The organism is Limosilactobacillus walteri, assembly GCF_014830205.1.
Taxonomy (GTDB): Bacteria; Bacillota; Bacilli; order Lactobacillales; family Lactobacillaceae; genus Limosilactobacillus; species Limosilactobacillus walteri.
Window position 1 is genome coordinate 46,260 of sequence record NZ_QORN01000017.1, and the last position, 22,268, is coordinate 68,527.

Below are 22,268 nucleotides of genomic sequence, written 5' to 3' on the forward strand. Positions count from 1 at the left end.
TATGGTATAATATGCACGATATTAATTTGATTTTAAAGATGAAGGGAAGAAGCAGATTGCTAGGAATCGGAACAAAAAATCTTGGCATTGACCTTGGTACCGCAAATACAATTGTCTACCTTGAAGGAAAAGGAATTGTATTGCGTGAACCATCAGTTGTTGCCCGTAATGCTAAGACCAACGAAGTAATTTCCGTTGGCAGTGATGCCCGTGATATGATTGGGCGAACACCAGAAAGTATTGTTGCCATCCGGCCAATGAAGGATGGTGTCATTGCGGATTACGACACGACTGTTGCAATGATGAAGTATTATATTGATAAAACGTTAGGAAATAATGGAAAACCATATGTGATGGTATGTGTACCAAGCGGTATTACAGAAGTTGAAAAACGTGCAGTTATCGATGCGACTCGTGTAGCTGGTGCTCGTGATGCCTACGTGATTGAGGAGCCATTTGCTGCGGCGATTGGAGCTGGCTTACCAGTAATGGATCCTACTGGAAGCATGGTTGTTGATATTGGTGGTGGTACTACTGATGTTGCTACTATTTCTTTAGGCGGTATTGTATCGAGCCGCTCTATTCGAATGGCTGGCGATAAAATGAATGATGCAATTGTTCAGTATGTTCGTCAGCATATGAATTTATTGATTGGGGAACGAACCGCCGAAAAGCTTAAGTGGGATATTGGCTCTGCATCAGTTGAGGCAGCAGAAGAAATGGGAACAACCCAGGTACGTGGTCGTGACCTTGTTACCGGCTTACCAAAGACAATGCAGGTATCGGCAAAGGACGTATCGACGGCTTTACAAGATGTTGTTGATAGTATTATTACTGCAATTAAAGGTACATTAGAAGAAACATCCCCTGAAATTGCTGCCGATGTTATCGACCATGGGATTGTCCTAACTGGTGGAGGAGCATTATTGAAGCATTTACCAGATGTAATTGCTGATGCTACCAAAGTACCAGTCTTTATTGCCAATGATCCACTAGATTGTGTTGCTATTGGTACTGGTGAGTCATTAAAGAGTATTGATGTAATGAAGAAAAAATAACCATGATTCTCTAGCATTAAGAGGTCATAAGTAAATCATCATTGGTACTAACTAATGGTTAACGGGGCTCATCGCCAGGCAAGATTGTTTGGCAAGCCCCGTCTTAATTACCTTGTGTATGCATTGGAGGGACATAATGCAGAAATTTTTTTCCAATCGCCGATTAGTTATTGCTGTGGTAATTCTAGTTATTTGCTTTGGATTAATGGCAGGCTCTGTCTCTTTACGGAATAGACGAAATACACCACCAATTATCCAACAATTTGGGAATGATATTGTTGGGTTTGTTGATAGTGCAGTTGCCCTCCCCGTAAATTGGGCACAGACGAGTGTTAGTTCAGTGAACGGTTTAATGAATACTTATTCTGAGAACCGTGAGTTAAAACAACAGGTGACAGAATTAGCACAAACTAAGGTCCGCGATCAGACTTTGGCACATGAAAACAAGCAATTAAAACAACAGTTAAAATTAAATAATTCGATGACTGACTATAATACGGTCACTGCTGCAGTTTTGATGCGTACGCCATCATCTTGGCAGCGACAGTTAGTGATTAATAAGGGACAATCTAGTGGCATTAAGAAAAATATGCCCGTGATGAGTGGCAGTGGTTTGATTGGTCGAATTACCGAAGTTAATAAGACTAATAGTAAGGTTGAATTACTAAGTGATACTAGTGAATCTTCAAATCGTTTTGCCATTACTGTAGATGGTCAAAATGGTAAGGTTGTTAATGGTATTATTACTGGCTATGATGAAGCAAATAACGAACTTGAAATGGGTCAAGTAACTTCAAAAGCGAAGATAAAAAAGGGAACAAAAGTAGTCACAAGCGGAATGGGTGGCATTACTCCTAAAGGGCTTTACGTTGGTCGGGTATCTCGCGTCGGTAAAGATGATTATGGCCTTGCTCAGAAGATTTATATTACTCCGGCAACTGATTTTAATGATATTAATATTGTTACAGTTGCTGAAGCCGCCTCACAGGAGTGATAAGTATGTACCGATTATCACGATTAAAATATATATTCCCAATAGGGCTGTTTGTTTGTTTGTTTTTGGATGGCGCCTTGAGCCATGTGTGGGCGCCGCTGTTTTTTAGCTACCCATATTCAATGGTTAGTGAACTTGTTTTATTGTGGCTAGTATTATCCTACTTTTTTCAAGATGATATTGAAATACCGCTAATTCCATTTGCTATTGCAGCAGGAGCAGTATACGATTTATATTTTTCTGGTATTTTAGGATTATATATATTTTTATACCCGCTCGTAGTTGCGATGACAAAATTTTTATCGCACTATTTTAGTTCATCATTCCTATCGATGATTATGATTTATTTTGTCGATCTTGTAGTATTTGAAACCCTTAATTATTGGGCTTATTACCTTATTGATATTACTAATGTTGGCTTTGGTGATTATCTTGTTTATACGTTAGCACCAACGTTAGCCTTAAACCTAATTTATTTTGTTGTGCTTTTTTGGCCAATTAGAGCACTATATCGATGGTCGATAGATGATAACCAAATTTAAAATAATGCTTGACATGAATGGTATTACAGTATAGGATATTTACAACATCATAAATGACAGTGAACAGACTAGTAGAATTTTAAGTATAGCAAAGAGAGTCTTGGTTGGTGGAAGTAGACCTATACTAAAGTTTGAATCACATCTGTGAGTTGGTCTTCTGAAGTCCACAGTAGGAAGACTCGGGGAAGCCCGTTACAGCACGGAGTTTATTTAATGAACTCACTAAGGCTATTTTTCGTGAGAAGGTAGCATTATGAGGTGGAACCGCGGAAACGCCCTCGTAGCCATTTGGCTCGAGGGCGTTTTTGATTTCAAACTTTTAAGTAGACTTGATGAGGCAGACATTGTGAGATGTTTGTAAACGTGAGGTGGAACCACGACTTATTCGTCCTCTAGGAATTAATTCCTAGAGGATTTTTTTAACTGTTATTTAACAAAGCAATTATTTAAGGAGGCAATGATAAATGTCAATGCAATACATAAGTGAAATTTTACCTTCATTATTTCAAGGAGCGCTGCTTACTCTTCAAATTTTCTTCTGGACACTTGTTGGCTCACTTCCACTAGGGATTTTAGTTAGCTTAGGATTAACTTCTAAAATTAAGCCGCTTAAGTGGATTTTAGAAATTTATGTTTGGTTAATGCGTGGAACCCCGCTACTTTTACAGTTAATTTTTGTTTTTTACGGTTTACCAATCATCGGCATCGTATTTGAACGTTATGATGCGGCTCTTGTTGCATTCATTCTTAATTATGCTGCCTACTTTGCTGAAATATTTCGTGGTGGTTTTCAATCAGTGGATCAAGGACAATTTGAAGCAGCTCGTGTCTTACGGTTAAGTTACTGGCAAACACTTCGTAAAATAATTATTCCGCAAGTAATTAAAATCGTTATTCCATCGATCGGAAATGAAGTTATTAACTTAGTAAAGGATTCATCGTTGGTATATGTTATTGGTCTTGGCGACTTACTACGGGCTGGAAATGTTGCAACTTCACGAGACGTCACCTTGGTTCCGTTAATGCTTGTTGGTTTGATTTATCTTATCTTAGTTGGGATTTGCACCTTGATCTTGCGGCAAGTTGAGAAATGTTACGCATACTTTAAGTAAGGGAGGAATGACAAATGTTAGAAGTTCGAAATTTAAAAAAGAGTTTTGGTAACCGGCAAATTTTGGATGGTGTTAATTTAACAGTTAAAGATGGTGAAATACTTTGCATTGTTGGGCCTTCCGGTGCTGGTAAAACGACCCTTCTTCGTTGTATAACAGGATTGGAGACGCCTGATAGTGGCGAATTCTTCATTGATGGGCGTCAATTTGACCCGCAAGGAACTGATGCAGCTGACCGTGTAATCGGGGTAGTATTTCAAGACTATAAACTTTTTCCTAATCTTTCAGTAATGGAAAATATTACTCTGGCACCGATCATGGTATTAAAGAAAGATAAGCAAGAGGCAATTGCAGAAGCACAAAAATTACTTGAAGAATTAGGATTAAATACTAAGGGAAACTTGTATCCATATCAACTCTCTGGGGGTCAAAAGCAACGGGTTGCGATTGCCCGTGCATTAGCAATGAAACCTAAAATTCTTTGCTACGATGAACCAACGTCAGCATTAGACCCTAATTTACGAAAAGATGTCGCAAATATTATTTTAGGGTTAAAAAAAGATGGAATGACCCAATTAATTGTTACTCACGATTTAGACTTTGCTCAAGATATTGCTGATGATATCTTAAAGGTTCAGCCAATAGACCAACGGCAAGGTGAATAGTAAGGGAGGAAGCAGAAATGAAAAAAATAAAAGCAATTTGGCTGCTTCTTCTATTACTGGTTCCCGCAATTCTGCTTAGTGGCTGTGAAAGTGTTACCGAGCGCGCGGACACCCAGGATACTTGGAATAGGATTGAAAAACGAAAACGTGTAATTGTAGGACTAGATGATAGCTTTGTTCCCATGGGGTTTCGTCAAAAAAATGGGAAGTTAGTAGGTTATGATGTTGATCTCGCACGGGCTGTTTTTAAGCAGTATGGAATAAAAGTTGATTTTCAACCGATTGATTGGTCGATGAAAGAAACAGAGTTAAAGAATGGAACAATTGACTTGTTATGGAATGGTTATTCTGTTAATCCAAGTCGTGCAAAAAAGGTTGCTTTTAGTCGTTACTATTTAGAGAATCGACAAATTCTTGTAACAAAGAAGAAAAGCGACATAAGGAATTTAAATGATATGAAAGGAAAGGTATTAGGGGTCCAAAATGGTTCAACAGGGGTAACAGTATTAGATGAGAAGCCCAAACTTTTAAAAGATAAGATAAAGAATCATACTCCAGTCTTATATGACACCTTTCCTAATGCATTTATTGATTTAAATGCTAACCGTATCCAAGGAATACTTATGGATGAAGTGTATGCGAACTACTACATTAAGCACCAGCCAAATAGTAATTCCTATCGAACCTACATTAGTAAAGAATTACCAGTAGAACACTTTGCGGTAGGGATGAGGAAAGGCGATAAGACCCTGAAAAGAAAGATTAATAATGGGCTTGGCAATCTTCAAAAAAATGGTGAATTACGAAAGCTTAATGAAAAGTGGTTCGGTCAAGACAGTAATTATCTCGGACCAGATAACAATTAGTAAATATTTAGCGGCCTAGTGTATTGTTACAGTCAATGCTTGGTCGCTATTATCTTTTAAACAAAATGAAATAGCATTACTTACTAAATTAATTGACAAAAATATAACGAATTTTCGTAATCGGTTTGTAATTTGTTCATATTTAACGTATCATTATTCAGTATGATAATGCGAACGAAAATGGGGTGCAGTTCATAAATAAACACTTGCTGCACTTTATATTGAAGGGAGAAAGAGAACGTGGATTTTAATCTTGCCCGTGGCGTGGATTTGCACATGATACCCACAAAACAATTTAAGATGAATCACGTCTTAATAGATTTTGCGACTCCGCAAACACCAACAAATGCTACCGCACGAAATTTATTGGCAAACCTATTAGAGACTAGTACGCATCGCTATCCAACCCAGACAGCCCTAGCGCGTCAGTTAGCTTCCTTGTATGGGGCATATGTTAACTTATACGTTAATCGTCTAGGAAAAATGCATACGGTGCGATTACGTGCAAGTTTCGTTAACAATCGCTTTGTTAGCGAAGATTTATTTAAAAAGATAAGCGAATTAATAAACGAGATACTGTTTCATCCATTGATTGATGATGGTGAATTTGACGGTCCTACTTTTCGAATTCAGTCTAATAACTTAAAAAGTGCGATTAAGTCATTGTACGATGATAAGCAGTTCTTAGCTAATCAGCGTTTGATGAGCTTATACTACCGCGATGATTCAGTGATGCAGGTACCGAGTTTTGGACAGATTAATGATCTTGATAGTTTAACAGCTAAAAGTCTTGTATCGACATATCAATCAATGATTAGTCAAGATAAAGTAGATATTTTTGTGTTAGGTGATATCGACCTTCAATTAGTACAAGATGTTTTTGCGCAGTTGCCATTTAAGGATCGATTAGTCAACAGTGACTCCCCATTGTATCATCAGTTAGCCTATGACCAAGTTCAGCGAAAGACGGAGTACCAACAAGTTAGTCAAGCTAAACTAAATTTGGCATATTCATTACCAATCTATTACCATGACCAAGATTATTATGCGGCTTTAGTATTTAATGGCCTTTTTGGAGGAACACCTTACTCAAAGTTATTTACCAATGTTCGAGAAAAAGCTAGCTTAGCTTACTATGCAGCTAGTCGCATGTTACCATTCAATGGCGTTGTAAGCGTTCAAACTGGTGTCCAAGCTAGCGATCAAGAAAAAGTACAAGAACTGATTCAGCAACAATTAATAGAAATTCAACAAGGGAATTTCTCAACAGAAACCTTAAAAGAAGTTCAGGATAGTTTGATTAACCAATATCGTGCTGGGCATGATTTAGCAAGCAATGTGTTAGAGCAACAATTAGTAGCAAAATTAGTTAATGAATCAAATAATGATTTTATCGCAGAAATAAGAAAAGTTACTTCTGCAGATGTATCTCGTGTTGCGAAGCTAATGAAACTTCAAGCAGTTTATTTATTAAGTGGTGAGAAATAATTACATGGATAAACAAGTTTATCAAAAATTTAACCAGTCCATTTATCGTGAGAAATTGGCAAACGGTTTAAAGGTTCAATTATTACCGATGGAAGGCTATCATAAGACATATGCAATTATGACGGCTGACTTTGGGTCGATTGATAATCACTTTATTCCCTACCAACAAAAAGATGCAATTACAGTTCCTGATGGGGTAGCCCATTTTCTGGAGCATAAAATGTTTGAAAAGGAAGATCATGATGCCTTTGATCTTTTCGGAAAACTCGGGGCAGATTCTAACGCTTTTACCAGTTTTACCCAGACGAGTTACTTGTTTTCTACAACAAGTAACCTTCGCGAAAATTTAGATGTATTGCTAGATTTTGTTCAAGATCCGTATTTTACAGCGAAAACTGTGAAAAAGGAGCAAGGAATTATTGGACAAGAAATTCAAATGTATGAGGATGATCCAAGCTGGCGGTTATATTTAGGAATTTTGGGGAATTTATATCCAAAAGATCCAATGCGGATTGATATTGCAGGTACTGTTGAATCAATTAGTCATATTACTCCTGAGATTTTAATGGATACTTATAAGACCTTTTACCAGCCTGCGAATATGAATTTGTTTTTGGTTGGTCGGTTAGACCCAGATGAAACGATGATGTGGATAAAACAAAATCAGCAACAAAAAGTTTTTGCGCCTGCTGAGAAGCCACAACGGTTGTTTAAGCTAAATGACCCAACTGCCCATGATGTAATTCCTTTTAGGTCGCTGACGATGGATATTGTTCGTCCTAAAGTAATGGTGGGATTACGAGGAACAAAGCAGTTCAGTGATGGTAAAGAACGTTTGCATTACAAGTTAGCAGTTGATTTATTATTAGATGTATTATTTGACGATACCTCAGATAATTACCTTCGTTTATATAATAACGAAACGCTCGATGATACTTTTAGCTACAACTTTGAAATGCAACGTGGATTTCACTTTGCGTACTTTAGTTCTGATACTAATCAAATGGAACGTTTTGCCGATGAAGTGATTGAGATTTTAGAAAGCGCTGATCAACAAATTGAGGCAGCACGGACTAGGTTTGAAGGAATAAAAAATGCTGAATTAGGACGGTTAATAGGGTTATTAGATTCACCAGAATCCATTGCAAATCGATATGCCGGAGACCTTTTTGCTGGTGCTAATTTAATGGATGAAATCCAGATGCTTGAGACGGTTACTATCGAAGACCTCTATCAAGTTGCTCAGGAATTTATTACTCCTCAAGGCATCTCAGTATATCAAGTAGTCCCACAACATCAGTAAACTTAACTTTTCTGATAAGATTATAAATTTATTAGCTAATTTATAGAAGCGAGCATGATATAATATCCAAGAGTAAGGAAAAGAAGAATAAAAATGGAGATAGAACAATGAGCGAGAACGAGAACGATCAAAAAAAAATTGAAATTGGTAAAATTTTGCGAAAAGCACGTGAAGAAAAAGGATATACCCTTGATGACCTTCAACAGGTAACAAAAATTCAAAAACGATATTTGATTGCCATTGAAGATGAAAATTTTGATGAATTACCAGGGGACTTTTATGTCCGTGCATTTATTAAACAATATGCTAATATGGTTGGCTTAGATGGTAATGAATTATTGCAAAAATATGATGATCAATTACCACAAACTAAGACTGAAGAATATTCTGATCACTTAGCACAGGCAGTGGAAACACGTGCAAGCCAACGAAAAACAGTTAGCGGTAGTGTTGATAAAGTTCGCAACTATATGCCAACAATTATTATCGCGTGTGTAATTGTGCTAGTTTTAGCGGCTATTTGGCTTACAGCAATCGCCCGTAACCATCGTGATTCTTCTACGCGAATTGATAATAGCTCGGTTTCTGTTTCTGGGGAAAGTCGTAAAAAAGTTTCGACATCTTCAAAAAAGGCAAGTACTAAGCAAAGCAAGTCTAAGGCTATCAAGCTTCAACAAGCACCAAATCGTAACGATACTAATGTTACCTATACTGCAGACCAATTGAATGCAGATACAAGTTTACATATTGAGACCAGTGACCGCTCATGGATGCAGGTACGGGCAAACAATAACACCTTGTTGAACAGAACGCTTAATAACAATGAAAAGACTGATTTAAAGATTGGTCGTGATACAACATCATTAGTGATTACAGTTGGTAATGCACGAGCAACCAAAATGAAGATTGGTAATCAAGACATTGACTTTACTGATAATGGACGTTACCAAAACACACGAAATGTAACAATTAACTTTGGTAAAAACCAATCGAGTAGCAGTGCCTCAAGTCAATCTTCAAGTGCGCCTAATAACCAATCCTCATCACAAGTTAATCAATCAAACAATGCTACGCGGCCCTCAAATGCTAATAATACTAGCCGTCCAAACAGCCAACCGGCTCGTTAACTTGCATTGTTAAAGGAGTTGTAGATTTTGAATTTACCTAATAAATTAACTGTTGTTCGTTTGATTATTATCCCTTTCTTCTTATTATTGATGGTATTGCCGTTGCAGGGATGGGGAGCCGTAAGCTTTTTGGGTGCGACAATCCCGGTTGCGCAATTGATTGCAGCCATTCTGTTCATCGCAGCTACAATTACTGATAACCTTGATGGCCGAATTGCACGACGCGACCATTTGGTAACTAATTTCGGCAAATTTACCGACCCGTTAGCAGATAAGCTATTAGTAATGACGGCTTTTATTGTCTTAACTGGTAATGGTGTTGTGCCATCATGGGTGACAGCGATTATTATTTGGCGTGAACTATCGGTTACTGGACTCCGCCTTTTGCTGGTTGAACAAAATGGTGTTGTTCTTGCTGCTAAAATGCCTGGTAAGATAAAAACAACCACTCAATTTATTGCGATTATTTTCTTGCTATTAAACAATGTTATTTTCGCAATGTGGAATATTCCGTTTGGACAAATTATGTTGTATATTTGCCTATTCTTTACAATTTACTCTGGTGTGGATTACTTTATTCAGGGCCGTAGTGTTTTTTCTGACGGATTTAAATAATTTAAGAACTTGTAGTTTAATTAGAATTTGACTACAAGTTTTTTTATTTTAGTGAAAATCGTTATAATTTACGTATATATATTAATAGGGGTGAAATTTGATGGATGCAGAAATCATTTCAGTCGGAAACGAGCTGGTTTTAGGGCAAATTACTAATACTAATGCTGCTTATTTAGCCGATAAGCTTACTCAGTTAGATCTTACGGCCACGTATCAAACAACAGTTGATGATGATTGTAGCCGGTTAGAGCGGGTAATTAATCATGCCTTGACCAGGTCACAGCTAGTATTTATCTGTGGTGGATTAGGTCCGACTACTGATGATATTACAATGCCTACTGTCGCAAGAACAATGGGAACCGGCCTTCAGACAGACCAGCAACACTGGAGATGGATTCAGGAAAAGTTTAAACAACGCCAAATTGCCATGGAACCTGAAAATATTCGCCAAGCACAATACCTTGCAGGAGGTGAACCATTAGCAAATCCCGTCGGTCTAGCATTAGGATGTTGGTATGAAACAAATGGTAAAGTAATCGCCGTTTTACCAGGGCCGCCAGCAGAATTTAAGGCGATGGTCGATAAGAGTTTACTACCAAAGCTTCAAAGTCATTATCAAACTGGAAAACAAATAGTTAGCAGAACATTAAACTTTTTAGGGCGTCCAGAATCACAATTAATGGATGAGATTGAAGCAGCGACTGCAAATGTTAAATCAGTTGTGATCACATCATATGTCCAACCGACTGCCATTCAGGTTCGCCTGACTGTTCATGACCTTCCAGCTGAAGTAGCACAACAGAGAATTGACCAAGCTCAGGCAGCAATTCTACAAGTTGAAGAACCGTACTTTTTCGGTCTTGGGGATGATCTTTCACTCGCAAAAGTAGTTGTTGAGTTGTTACGGGAACGACAATTAAAATTGACGGCAGCAGAGAGTCTGACGGGGGGAATGTTCCAAAGTACAATCTGTTCGGTTCCGGGAGCTTCGAATGTTTTTAATGGTGGTTTTGTTACATATGCAGCAAGTGTTAAAGAAAATCTTTTAGATATTCCTGCTACACTGATAAATCAATATGGGGTGGTAAGTTCAGAAACGGCAGCTGCCATGAGTGAAGGGTGTCGGAAAAAACTTAATGCTGATATTGGCATCGGCTTTACAGGAGTGGCAGGTCCTGATTCCTTAGAAGGACAACCTGCAGGGACGGTTTGGATTGGTTTAGCGATTAAAGGGCGTCCAACTATCACCCGCCAACTTCATCTTGCACCATATATCGGTCGGCAGGCAATTCGGATATTAAGCGTTCAATATGGTTTACAGATGATTTATCATGAATTAAAAATTTAAAACGAACTTTTGTTCAGTTTTTTCTTGTTTTTTTTGTTAAAACTGTTATTATTAGTTATCGGATATTCCGTAAAAAAGGAGGAATTTGATTTGGCTGACCAACGAAAAGCAGCATTAGACGTTGCAATCAGAAAGATCGAAAAGAACTTTGGAAAAGGTTCTATTATGCGAATGGGTGATGCTACGGATATGAAGATTGCTTCTATCTCTAGTGGCTCCTTAGCAATCGACAAGGCCCTTGGCATTGGTGGATACCCGCGTGGACGAATTGTAGAAATTTATGGTCCTGAAAGTTCTGGTAAGACAACAGTTGCCTTGCATGCTGTTGCCGAGGTGCAACGTCAGGGAGGAACAGCTGCTTATATTGATGCTGAAAATGCCTTAGACCCACAGTATGCAGAAGCATTAGGAGTTAACATTGATGACTTGCTTCTTTCACAACCTGATAGTGGTGAGGAAGGACTAGAGATTGCTGATGCTTTGATTTCTAGCGGAGCTGTTGATCTGGTAATTGTTGATTCAGTTGCGGCATTAGTTCCTCGTGCAGAAATTGATGGCGATATGGGTGATGCTCATGTTGGATTGCAAGCCCGTTTGATGTCCCAAGCTCTTCGTAAATTATCTGGTGAGATTAATAAAACTAAGACAATTGCTATTTTTATTAACCAAATTCGTGAAAAAGTAGGGGTAATGTTTGGTAATCCTGAAACTACTACAGGTGGACGTGCTCTTAAATTTTACTCCACGATTCGGATGGAAATCCGCCGTGCTGAACAGATTAAAAATGGTACGGATGTGGTTGGAAATAAGGCTAAGGTAAAAATTGTAAAAAACAAGGTTGCTCCACCATTCAAACGTTGTGAAGTTGACATTATGTATGGTGAAGGAATTTCAAAGACTGGCGAATTATTAGATATGGCCGTTGAAAACGAACTGGTTGATAAGAGTGGGGCTTGGTACTCATATGGCAGCGAACGGATTGGCCAAGGACGTGAAAATGCAAAGAAATGGCTTCAAGAACATCCTGATAGTATGAACGAATTGATGGATAAGGTTCGGGTTGCTAACGGAATGGAACCATTAAATGCAAATGAAAAAACAGCTAATAAAGAAAGTAAAGAAGCTGGTGAAAGCAAGCAGGAAACAATTGAAGAGGCAAGCAAAAAATAATTATCTTTCAGCATGCAAGAGGAAATGGGTAGCTTCTTAAAGCTATCAAAATAAATCGGGTCCAAGTGTTCGGTATTTTCCGAATGGTTGGACCCATTTATATACCGAAATACTGTATTTTGGTAATAGTGGACCTTATTTGTGTCCTTGGATTAGCATTATTTTGAATTGGTAAATTCAATAGTTGACACCATAGTGTGGCAAGCTTAAAATTTAACTTGTGTGATGTTTTTTGCATGACACGGTAAAATTAATTTACTCATACCAACAACAAAATAGTTGAAGCGGAGGTGAAATAATGAACTTATTAATATTCGCCGCGCTTGCTATGGTTGTCGGAATTATTGTAGGCTATGTAATTCGTAAGGTTTCATATGAAAAGCAAGTTGCAGAGGCACATAATGATGCTAAAGGTATTATTTCTAAAGCAAAACAAGATGCAGCAACGGCGAAAAAAGAAGCTATCCTCGAAGCAAAAGAAGAAAGTCATCAATACCGGGAACGGGTTGAAGACGAATTAAAGCAACGGCGAAATGAGGTTCAACGACAAGAAGATCGCTTATTACAACGTGAAACTTCTTTAGATCATAAGGATAGCGCACTTGAAAAACGTGAAAATGCGGTTGGGGTTCGTGAACGAAAATTAGATCAAGAAAAAGAGCAGCTACAACAATCAAAAGAACAAGCGAAAGCGTTAATTAATCAACGAAAACAAGAAGTTGAAAAAGTTGCTCAGATGTCACAAGAGGACGCTAAACAGTTACTATTATCTGAAGTAAAAGAACAATTAAAGACTGAACGGGCAGTGATGATTCGCGACAGTGAACAAGAAGCTGAACTTACAGCAGAACGCAATGCTAAGAAACTGATTGTTGAGGCAATTCAGCGAAGTGCAGCTGATGTTGTTTCAGAGACAACAGTTTCAGTTGTAAACCTTCCTAATGATGATATGAAGGGGCGGATTATTGGTCGAGAAGGTCGAAATATTAGGACTTTAGAGACATTAACCGGGATTGATTTGATTATTGATGATACACCAGAAGCAGTAGTATTGAGTGGTTTTGATCCAGTTCGACGAGAAATTGCAAAGATTGCTCTTGAAAAGTTGATTCAAGATGGTCGTATTCATCCTGCTCGAATTGAAGAGGCAGTTGATAAGGCTCGCAAACAAATGGATACTCAATTACGCGAAACTGGTGAACAAGCGTTATTTGACTTGGGTATTCATTCAATGCACCCAGATCTTATTAAGACTGTTGGTCGGATGAAATATCGGACAAGTTATGGTCAAAATGTTTTGGATCACTCAATTGAAGTTGCTAAGTTAGCAGGAATTATGGCTGCTGAACTTGGGGAAGATGTTACATTGGCAAAACGAGCAGGATTGTTGCATGATATCGGTAAAGCGATTGATCATGAAGTGGATGGTTCGCACGTTGAGCTTGGTGTTGAATTAACACGGAAGTATAAGGAAAATAAAGTAGTCATTAACACGATTGCTTCTCATCACGGGGATGTTCCAGCTACTTCTGTCATTGCTGTTCTAGTTCAAGCTGCAGATGCTATTTCTGGTGCACGACCTGGTGCGCGGAGTGAATCATTAGAGCAGTACATCCAACGTTTGAAGAAACTAGAAAGCATAGCAAACAGTTATGATGGTGTCGACCATAGTTACGCAATTCAAGCTGGTCGAGAACTTCGTGTGATTGTAAAGCCAAAGAAGATTTCTGATTTGCAAGCAACAACTTTGTCACATGATATTAAGCGCAAAATTGAAAAGCAGTTAGAATATCCAGGTCATATTAAAGTTACCGTTATACGGGAAGTTCGAGCAGTTGATTATGCTAAATAAGCTGAATTTTTTTAGTTCCTATAAAGAGGCTGGGTACGTCCTACAGTCTCTTTATTCTTTTAAAAACAAGAACTTGCGTGAAGTTAAAGCAGAAAATATAATTAATTTGTGCAAATTTTAGAACGAATAAATCAAAATTATTAACGGGGTGAAAATTAGTGGCAAAAAAAACAACACCAATGATGGAACAATATCAAAAAGTAAAGGATCAATATCCAGATGCTTTTTTATTTTACCGTCTTGGTGATTTTTATGAGCTATTTAATGATGATGCAGTTAAAGGGGCCCAATTATTAGAACTGACATTAACTACTAGAAATCATAGTGCTAAAAATCCGATCCCAATGTGTGGAGTTCCCCATCGTGCTGTTAATAACTATATTGATATCTTAATTGATAAAGGATATAAGGTAGCAATTTGTGAGCAAATGGAAGATCCTAAAAAGGCAAAGGGAATGGTTAAAAGAGCAGTTACGAGACTGATAACTCCTGGGACACAGATGGATCTTAATGGTGACCAAGCACGCGATAATAATTATTTAGCAGCGGTAAGCCGTCAAGAAGAAAATTTCAGTCTGGCTTATACTGACCTTTCAACGGGAGAATTAAAGACCACGACGCTCTCAAATACTGACGATCTAATTAATGAATTAGTAAATTTGCAGAGTAAGGAAATAGTAGTTGATGATGATTTACCATCAGAGATAACGACGCAATTTAATCAACGAAATATTCTTCAATCACATCAGCCAACGATTTTAAAAAATGCGGAAATAAGTTATCTTACCCAGGATCTTGATGTAACAGCACAAAAACATGTTGTTGCGTTATTAGTATCATACCTATTAACAACGCAAAAGCGATCGCTGGCACATATGCAAAAAGCTATTTCATATCAGCCAAGCTCTTTTATGAAAATTGACCACTATTCGAAGACCAATCTTGAATTGATGACAAACATGCGGAGTGGTAAGCGGCAAGGTACATTAGCATGGCTCTTAGATGAAACCAAGACAGCAATGGGAAGCCGGCTATTAAAACGCTGGATTGATCGACCATTAATTAACCCGGCAGCAATTAATGAGCGTCAAGATAAAGTTCAAGAATTATTAGATCACTATTTTGAACGTAGTAATTTACAGCAAGAATTGATTAAGGTTTATGATCTCGAACGTCTAGCAGGTCGGGTTGCTTACGGCAGCGTTAATGGACGCGATTTGATTCAATTAAAAACATCCTTGCAGCAAGTTCCCAAGATTAAATATGTTTTAGAAACTCTTGATTCACCAGTCTTTGAAGAGTTACAAGGACAGCTTGATCCCTTGAGCGACGTTGCTGAACTAATAGATCAAGCAATCGTTGAGGAACCGCCGATTGCAATTACTGATGGTGGCGTAATTAAAGATGGGTATAGTGACCAGCTTGACCAGTATCGTGATGCAATGAATAACGGAAAACAGTGGATTGCCGATCTTCAAGAACGCGAGCGAAAATTAACTGGTATTAATAATCTTAAAATTGGCTATAACCATGTCTTCGGTTACTATATTGAAGTAACAAAAGTAAATCTTGACAAGTTACCACAGGATCGATATGAACGTAAGCAAACATTAGTTAATGCTGAACGATTCTCTACACCTGAATTAAAGGAAAAAGAAGCATTGATAATGGGAGCGCAAGAAAAATCAACCGCTTTAGAGTATGACCTCTTTGTCAAAATTCGCGAGCAAGTAAAGGCACAGATTAAACGATTACAGAAGCTTGCTCAGCAACTAGCTGAATTAGATGTATTACAAAGTTTTGCAGTTGTCAGTGAAGACTATCACTTTGTTCGTCCACAAATGAATACTGGTCATCTATTAAAGATTAAGGATGGTCGCCACCCGGTTGTTGAGAAATTTATGGGACACCAAGAGTACGTTCCTAATGATGTTATGATGGATGATAAAACTGATATTCTTCTTATTACTGGACCAAATATGTCTGGTAAGAGTACTTACATGCGCCAACTAGCATTAATTGCAGTAATGGCTCAAATTGGCTGCTTTGTCCCCGCAAAATCTGCTGAATTACCGATATTTGATCAGGTGTTTACTAGAATCGGGGCTGCAGATGATTTAATTTCTGGTGAAAGTACATTTATGGTTGAAATGATGGAGGCTAATAATGCATTGATGCATGCGACTGATCGTAGCCTAATCTTATTTGATGAGATTGGTAGAGGTACAGCGACCTATGATGGAATGGCCCTGGCTCAAGCGATTATTGAATATGTTCATAGTCACGTTCGGGCAAAGACACTATTCTCTACGCACTATCATGAGTTAACGGCATTGGAAAATAGTCTCGACCATTTAAAAAATGTTCATGTTGGTGCGACTGAAAAAAATGGTGAGTTAGTATTTTTACACAAAGTAAGCACAGGTCCAGCTGATAAGTCATATGGGATTCATGTTGCAAAATTGGCTGGTATGCCAACATCATTACTAAAACGGGCGGATGCAATTCTGCAAAAATTAGAGCAAAAAGATGTAAAATTACCATCATTAGCTGATCAGAAGTCAAGTAATTATCGTGCGGAACCAATTTCGGCAAAGGTTAGTGAACCGGTAAAGGACGATAAAGTAACCGCCCCAGTTGTTGAGCAAAATGGCCAGCTTGAATTATTTGAAACACCAACTGTTAAAAAAGAATCAAGTGTTGATCAACGGATTATTCATCAGCTAAAAGAACTTAATTTAATGGGAATGACACCGATGGATGTGATGAATCAGATATATAAGTGGCAGCAAAAATTGAAATAGGGGTGAGAATAGATGGGAAAAATTCATGAACTGGATAATGTCCTAGCTAACCAAATCGCAGCTGGTGAAGTGATTGAACGTCCTGCTTCGATTATTAAAGAGTTAGTTGAAAATTCACTTGATGCCCATAGTCACCGAATCGATATTATTGTTGAAAACTCTGGTTTAGATAGTGTCCGCGTGATTGATGATGGAGACGGGATTGCTAAAGAAGATGTTGCAATTGCCTTCCATCGCCATGCAACTAGTAAGATCAGCTCGCAACATGACCTATTTAAGGTTCAGACAATGGGCTTTCGTGGCGAGGCATTACCAAGTATTGCCTCGGTGGCAGACGTGATATTAACAACCGCACAGGCTGGACAATCTGAAGGGACAATGATTCATATTCGTGGTGGCAAGGAGCTAGTAACGAAACCAGCTCCTGCACGTCAAGGAACCGATATTAAAGTAACGGACCTGTTTTTTAATACTCCGGCACGCTTAAAATATCTTAAGTCACCACAAACTGAATTAGCACGGATAACAGATATTATTAACCGTCTTGCGCTTGCTAATCCAGCAGTAGCATTTAGTTTTACGCACAATGGCCGCGAGTTATTTCGTTCAGCTGGAAATGATAACCTTCAACAGGTGGTTGCTGCAATCTATGGGGTAAAAGCAGGCCGAAAGATGTTAGCAATCCAGGGTGAAGATGATGATTTTAAGATCAGCGGATATATATCATTGCCTGAATTAACTCGCGCATCACGACAGTACATTACAATAACTATTAACCATCGATACATTCGGAACTTTGAACTGACAAAGGCAATTATTCAAGGCTATGAATCAAAGTTGATGGTTGGCCGATATCCGCTTGCGGTAATCAATATTGATTTAGATCCAGTGTTAGTTGATGTTAATGTTCATCCTGCCAAGCGAGAAGTTCGCCTAAGCAAGGAACAACAATTAACAAAGCTGATTTCCCAGACTATTCGCCAACGTATTTCAGTTGAAAACTTAATTCCTGAAGTAGATGCTGACCAATTCATCCCCAATGAAGATGAGGTTGCTGATTTAGATCGGCGCTTAAAAGAAGCATCACCAGCTTATCATGCCAAGCCACAATCAACTGTGCCAGCAAAAGCGCAAGCAGCAACCGCGGCTACCTCTTTAGGTGCTCAGAACCCAGCGCAGGCTGAGGCTAATGATAGTGAATTAATTGCACCGGTTGTGATTCATAATGCTGCAGATTTAAATACCCCCTTAATGCAAAGATTTGATGAGCGGTATAAAAATGAAAACAATATTCCTTTGTTTTCATCGGCACCAGCAAGGGCAAGCAGGACAAAAAAGGCGCAAAATATAGAATTGGATGTTCATGATAAATCTGATAAAGCAGAAAAACGTTTTCCAGAGCTGCAATACATTGGACAATTACAGGGAACATTTTTACTCGCACAAGCTGGTGATGGTCTTTATATTGTCGATCAACATGCAGCTCAAGAACGGATAAATTATGAATATTATCGGCAAAAAATTGGCGAAGTTAGCGCGGACCAACAGAACTTTTTAGTACCACTGGTATTAAATTATTCGACTGTTGATGCGCTGACAATCACCCAGCATTTAGATACTTTAACAGCAGTGGGCATTGATTTAGAATCTTTCGGTCAAAATAGTTTTATTCTTCGTTCTCATCCAACTTGGTTTAAAGAGGGGCAAGAAGAAGAAACGGCAAAAGAAATGATCGATTGGTTAATCAAAAATGGTAAATTGACAGTTCAAGAATTTCGGCTGAAAACAGCAATTATGATGAGTTGTAAAAGGGCCATTAAGGCTAACCATCACTTAGATGAACGGGAAGCAAAGGCGTTATTGCAAAGATTGCCGCAATGCGAGAATCCATTTAATTGTCCTCATGGACGTCCCGTTACTGTACATTTTAACGATCAAGATCTTGAAAAAATGTTTAAGCGAATTCAGGATTCTCATGTGCCATATGCTGATGATTTTGATGACCATGAATTTTAATTTAAGGAGGAACGAATTTGTACGAATATTTTACAGGAACTATTACAGTTGTTACCCCCCAATATATTGTTGTTGATGTGCATGGCATTGGATATAAATTACTAGTTGCTAATCCTTACCGGTATCAAGAAAATACAGATGAAAAGGTTAAGGTATACGTTTATCAAGCAGTTCGCGATGATGATATTTCGTTATTTGGCTTTGTCGACCAAGAAGAGAAACAATTATTTATGAAGCTTATTAATGTTTCTGGAATTGGACCTAAGAGTGCTCTCGCAATTTTAGCTAATCCAGATCACCAGGGACTTGTAGATGCAATTGCTAATAACAACATTTCCTACTTAACAAAATTTCCTGGGATCGGTAAAAAGACAGCTTCACAAATCGTCCTTGACCTTCGTGATAAATTAGCAAAAGAATCAAACGGGTCGTTATTTACGACAAGGCAAGATCCAACGATAAATGCTGAATTAAAGGATGCTTTAGATGCATTAACTGCTCTAGGCTATAAGGAACGCGATATTAAAAAGGTACAGAAAAGTTTAATTAAAGAAGAACGAATGGCAACAGATGAATACCTACGTCAAGCGTTACGTTTACTTAACTAGGAGGTGTAATAGTTGTGGAAAATGATCACGGCGTTTTATCTGACCACTCAACTGGCAGGGAAGAAAATGAAATTGAAACAACCCTTCGGCCGCAGCGTTTAAGTGAGTATATTGGTCAACCAAAAATTAAACATGAACTGGAAGTCTACATTAAAGCGGCGCAGGCACGGGAAGAAGCGCTTGACCATGTTTTGCTTTATGGTCCTCCTGGATTAGGAAAAACAACTTTAGCAATGGTAATCGCAAATGAAATGGGCGTAAATATCAAGACGACTAGCGGACCAGCCATTGAAAAGCCGGGTGATCTTGTTGCATTGCTCAATGAGCTAAAACCAGGCGATGTCTTGTTTATTGATGAAATTCATCGGTTGCCAAAAGTAGTGGAAGAAATGCTTTATTCAGCAATGGAAGACTACTATATTGATATTGTTATTGGTGAAGGACCAACCGCACATCCGGTTCATTTTCCCTTGCCTCCTTTTACCCTAATTGGTGCTACAACCCGTGCGGGAATGCTGTCTGCACCGTTGCGGGACCGTTTTGGGATTGTTGAACATATGAATTATTATACTCAAGACGAATTGACAGATATCATTTTTCGTTCAGCAAAAATTTTTCACACCAGTATCCAAGATGACGGCGCACATGAATTATCGTTGCGTTCACGAGGGACGCCACGGATTGCAAATCGCTTGTTAAAACGAGTTCGTGATTTTGCACAGGTAGCTGGGAAACAAAGTATTGATCCCGCAATTGTTAAGCAGGCATTAAGACTGCTCCAAGTTGATGATCGTGGGTTAGACGAAATTGATCGTAAAATGTTACTAACGATGATTAATTTCTATCATGGAGGCCCGGTTGGGCTAAAAACGATTGCTGCAAATATTGGTGAAGAAACAAATACGATTGAGGAAATGTATGAACCATACCTGCTCCAGATTGGTTTTATCAGTCGGACACCACGCGGACGGCTTGTGACACCAGCTGCCTATACTCATTTTGGTATTGCTTACCCAACAGATAAAGAATAATAGGGGAATATAATGAATAATTTGCGATTTATCATTAATAACGCTGATGAAACTGCACGAACAGGGATACTACAGGTAAATGATCAGCGTGTAAGAACGCCTATCCTTGTTCAAACAGGGGATGAATTGGCAAGGTTAGCGCCTTTGAAATTAGAGCAAATAGGTGTGAAGATTACTAAAGTTAATGGATTAAAATGGTGGTTAAAGTATGGGGAAGAACTTTCCAAAGTAGGTGATCTTCATCAGCTATACCATTGGAATGGTTTGCTGTTAGTTGATTTGCAAACAGATTACGCTTACCAATTAGCTAAACCACGTGGTAAAAAAAATAATGGGGTTCGCTTTCATGATCCAGAAACGGGCCAATTAAAATTTTGGCAGCCGGAAACAGCGTTAAAAGTTCAAAAAATACTTGGTGCTGATGTCTTTCAAAGCTTTGACCGCGCGGGTGATTACTATGATCCGGTAGATGACCTCGCTGCTGGTGTTGCACAAACCCAAGCATGGTTGGAAATAAATAAAAAAGTTGCTGGAATGACTTTCGCTAATGTTGTTGGCGGTGGTTTAAAGAAGTTGCGGCAAGAGAGCGTTAAGGCAGTAATGGCTGATGCTTTTGCTGGTTATGAAATTAGCGGGATTCCTTCAACGCTTAGCAATCAAGAATTTAACCGAATTATCAATGAAATGGTTTCAATGTTACCGAATGAACAGCTCCGCTATCTCCCAACAGCAACTACCCTAACACAAATGTTGTTTGCTGTTTTAGCAGGAGTCGATTTGATTGATAGTGATTTAGCAGCTAAAAAGGCTGCCAAAGGAGTTGCATTAGTTGGTAAGGGCTTAGAATCACTTCATTTGGATCGCCAACATTTTAGATTCGATAAACGGCCGCTTGAGCAAGGATGTGGCTGTCCTGTCTGCCAAACTGGCTATTCACGAGCGTTGATTCATAATTTAATAATTGATGGTAGATTTTATGGGGAACAATTACTTCTGCAACATAACCTTTTTACATTAAATAGATTAATAAATAATCTTCAACAAGCAATTGCAGCTCAACAAATTAAAAGTTTTGTTCAAGAATTGTTGTATAATCATTAGAGCATATGGCTTTTTATCCTAAAATTTGTTAAAGTTAATGATAGTTATCTTTTTGAAGGGATGGATAGACTGTGAATAGTTTAAGTAGTTTTGTCCTTGGTGCTGCTTCCTCTAGTAATGCAAGCGGATACTCGAGCATTATTTTAATCATCTTAATGGTTGCATTGATGTATTTCTTTATGATTCGCCCACAACAAAAGCAACGTAAGGAACATCAAGAAATGATGAATGAATTGCACCCAGGTGATGAAGTTGTAACAATTGGCCGGATGCATGGTAAGATTGATTCGATTAACAAAGCTGACCGTACGGTAACCTTAGATTGTGAAGGTATTTATCTTACATTTGATATGGTTGCTATTGCGCGGGTTGTTAAGCGTGCCGGTAGTGAGACACCTGCTAATGAACCAGTAAGTGCAGCTACACCAGCAAGCTCAGCTGCCGAGAGTACAGCAGATACAAGTAGTGCCGCTGCTGAATCAAGCGTCGCTAGTGAGGCCGCTCCAGCTGATAGTGAAGCTAAGGATAACGAAGAAAAATAAATTAACAAAGGTGAAAGTAATCGCAA

Annotated in this window: 19 protein-coding genes and 1 other annotated feature; all 19 genes read left to right on the plus strand. The window is 38.4% G+C overall.

Going from position 1 to position 22,268, the window contains the following annotated elements:
- The first annotated feature begins 56 nt into the window (after window positions 1-56).
- The 19 genes from DTK66_RS04610 (at window position 57) to yajC (ending at window position 22,242) form a co-directional block, all read left to right on the plus strand.
- Window positions 57-1,058 carry a rod shape-determining protein gene (locus DTK66_RS04610; RefSeq protein ID WP_153930250.1) on the plus strand — a complete coding sequence of 334 codons (1,002 nt, stop codon included), beginning with the start codon at window positions 57-59 and terminating at the stop codon, window positions 1,056-1,058.
- 136 nt (window positions 1,059-1,194) lie between these two features.
- Window positions 1,195-2,052: a rod shape-determining protein MreC gene (mreC, locus tag DTK66_RS04615; RefSeq protein WP_153930233.1), complete on the plus strand. Its 858-nt coding sequence runs from the start codon at window positions 1,195-1,197 to the stop codon at window positions 2,050-2,052.
- 5 nt (window positions 2,053-2,057) lie between these two features.
- A complete protein-coding gene (gene mreD / locus DTK66_RS04620; protein WP_153930232.1) occupies window positions 2,058-2,594 on the plus strand; it encodes a rod shape-determining protein MreD in 537 nt (178 codons plus the stop codon).
- Window positions 2,595-2,644: 50 nt separating this feature from the next.
- Window positions 2,645-2,990 (plus strand) — a binding site (T-box leader).
- 68 nt (window positions 2,991-3,058) lie between these two features.
- Window positions 3,059-3,706: an amino acid ABC transporter permease gene (locus DTK66_RS04625; protein ID WP_172971247.1), complete on the plus strand. Its 648-nt coding sequence runs from the start codon at window positions 3,059-3,061 to the stop codon at window positions 3,704-3,706.
- 14 nt (window positions 3,707-3,720) lie between these two features.
- Window positions 3,721-4,371: an amino acid ABC transporter ATP-binding protein gene (locus tag DTK66_RS04630; RefSeq protein WP_153930231.1), complete on the plus strand. Its 651-nt coding sequence runs from the start codon at window positions 3,721-3,723 to the stop codon at window positions 4,369-4,371.
- A gap of 17 nt (window positions 4,372-4,388) precedes the next feature.
- A complete protein-coding gene (locus tag DTK66_RS04635) occupies window positions 4,389-5,237 on the plus strand; it encodes an amino acid ABC transporter substrate-binding protein (protein WP_191667921.1) in 849 nt (282 codons plus the stop codon).
- 240 nt (window positions 5,238-5,477) lie between these two features.
- Window positions 5,478-6,725 carry an EF-P 5-aminopentanol modification-associated protein YfmF gene (gene yfmF, locus DTK66_RS04640; RefSeq protein ID WP_191667922.1) on the plus strand — a complete coding sequence of 416 codons (1,248 nt, stop codon included), beginning with the start codon at window positions 5,478-5,480 and terminating at the stop codon, window positions 6,723-6,725.
- A 4-nt stretch (window positions 6,726-6,729) separates the two neighbouring features.
- Window positions 6,730-8,028, plus strand: a complete 1,299-nt coding sequence (yfmH, locus tag DTK66_RS04645) for an EF-P 5-aminopentanol modification-associated protein YfmH (RefSeq protein ID WP_153930229.1) — start codon at window positions 6,730-6,732, stop codon at window positions 8,026-8,028.
- 107 nt (window positions 8,029-8,135) lie between these two features.
- Window positions 8,136-9,155, plus strand: a complete 1,020-nt coding sequence (locus tag DTK66_RS04650; RefSeq protein WP_153930228.1) for a helix-turn-helix domain-containing protein — start codon at window positions 8,136-8,138, stop codon at window positions 9,153-9,155.
- 27 nt (window positions 9,156-9,182) lie between these two features.
- Window positions 9,183-9,770, plus strand: coding sequence for a CDP-diacylglycerol--glycerol-3-phosphate 3-phosphatidyltransferase (pgsA, locus tag DTK66_RS04655; protein WP_153930227.1), 588 nt, complete (start codon window positions 9,183-9,185; stop codon window positions 9,768-9,770).
- 100 nt (window positions 9,771-9,870) lie between these two features.
- Window positions 9,871-11,118, plus strand: a complete 1,248-nt coding sequence (locus tag DTK66_RS04660) for a competence/damage-inducible protein A (protein WP_153930226.1) — start codon at window positions 9,871-9,873, stop codon at window positions 11,116-11,118.
- 90 nt (window positions 11,119-11,208) lie between these two features.
- Window positions 11,209-12,288 (plus strand): recombinase RecA, encoded by a 1,080-nt coding sequence (gene recA / locus DTK66_RS04665; RefSeq protein WP_153930225.1) that lies wholly within the window; start codon window positions 11,209-11,211, stop codon window positions 12,286-12,288.
- A 298-nt stretch (window positions 12,289-12,586) separates the two neighbouring features.
- Window positions 12,587-14,140 (plus strand): ribonuclease Y, encoded by a 1,554-nt coding sequence (gene rny / locus DTK66_RS04670; protein WP_153930224.1) that lies wholly within the window; start codon window positions 12,587-12,589, stop codon window positions 14,138-14,140.
- A gap of 158 nt (window positions 14,141-14,298) precedes the next feature.
- On the plus strand, window positions 14,299-16,944 hold the full coding sequence (gene mutS, locus DTK66_RS04675) for a DNA mismatch repair protein MutS (RefSeq protein WP_191667923.1): 2,646 nt from the start codon (window positions 14,299-14,301) through the stop codon (window positions 16,942-16,944).
- A gap of 12 nt (window positions 16,945-16,956) precedes the next feature.
- Window positions 16,957-18,960 carry a DNA mismatch repair endonuclease MutL gene (gene mutL, locus DTK66_RS04680; protein WP_191667924.1) on the plus strand — a complete coding sequence of 668 codons (2,004 nt, stop codon included), beginning with the start codon at window positions 16,957-16,959 and terminating at the stop codon, window positions 18,958-18,960.
- 17 nt (window positions 18,961-18,977) lie between these two features.
- Window positions 18,978-19,568 (plus strand): Holliday junction branch migration protein RuvA, encoded by a 591-nt coding sequence (ruvA, locus tag DTK66_RS04685; RefSeq protein ID WP_191667925.1) that lies wholly within the window; start codon window positions 18,978-18,980, stop codon window positions 19,566-19,568.
- 14 nt (window positions 19,569-19,582) lie between these two features.
- Complete coding sequence (gene ruvB / locus DTK66_RS04690) at window positions 19,583-20,599, plus strand: Holliday junction branch migration DNA helicase RuvB (RefSeq protein WP_191667926.1); 1,017 nt, start codon at window positions 19,583-19,585, stop codon at window positions 20,597-20,599.
- A 12-nt stretch (window positions 20,600-20,611) separates the two neighbouring features.
- A complete protein-coding gene (locus DTK66_RS04695; protein ID WP_191667927.1) occupies window positions 20,612-21,700 on the plus strand; it encodes a tRNA-ribosyltransferase family protein in 1,089 nt (362 codons plus the stop codon).
- Window positions 21,701-21,771: 71 nt separating this feature from the next.
- On the plus strand, window positions 21,772-22,242 hold the full coding sequence (yajC, locus tag DTK66_RS04700) for a preprotein translocase subunit YajC (RefSeq protein WP_191667928.1): 471 nt from the start codon (window positions 21,772-21,774) through the stop codon (window positions 22,240-22,242).
- Window positions 22,243-22,268: the final 26 nt, after the last annotated feature.

Coding starts and splice junctions, on each gene's coding strand:
- mreC (WP_153930233.1), top strand. CDS start 1,195: ATGCAGAAATTTTTTTCCAATCGCCGATTAGTTATTGCTGTGGTAATT.
- mreD (WP_153930232.1), top strand. CDS start 2,058: ATGTACCGATTATCACGATTAAAATATATATTCCCAATAGGGCTGTTT.
- DTK66_RS04625 (WP_172971247.1), top strand. CDS start 3,059: ATGTCAATGCAATACATAAGTGAAATTTTACCTTCATTATTTCAAGGA.
- DTK66_RS04630 (WP_153930231.1), top strand. CDS start 3,721: ATGTTAGAAGTTCGAAATTTAAAAAAGAGTTTTGGTAACCGGCAAATT.
- DTK66_RS04635 (WP_191667921.1), top strand. CDS start 4,389: ATGAAAAAAATAAAAGCAATTTGGCTGCTTCTTCTATTACTGGTTCCC.
- yfmH (WP_153930229.1), top strand. CDS start 6,730: ATGGATAAACAAGTTTATCAAAAATTTAACCAGTCCATTTATCGTGAG.
- DTK66_RS04650 (WP_153930228.1), top strand. CDS start 8,136: ATGAGCGAGAACGAGAACGATCAAAAAAAAATTGAAATTGGTAAAATT.
- DTK66_RS04660 (WP_153930226.1), top strand. CDS start 9,871: ATGGATGCAGAAATCATTTCAGTCGGAAACGAGCTGGTTTTAGGGCAA.
- rny (WP_153930224.1), top strand. CDS start 12,587: ATGAACTTATTAATATTCGCCGCGCTTGCTATGGTTGTCGGAATTATT.
- mutL (WP_191667924.1), top strand. CDS start 16,957: ATGGGAAAAATTCATGAACTGGATAATGTCCTAGCTAACCAAATCGCA.
- DTK66_RS04695 (WP_191667927.1), top strand. CDS start 20,612: ATGAATAATTTGCGATTTATCATTAATAACGCTGATGAAACTGCACGA.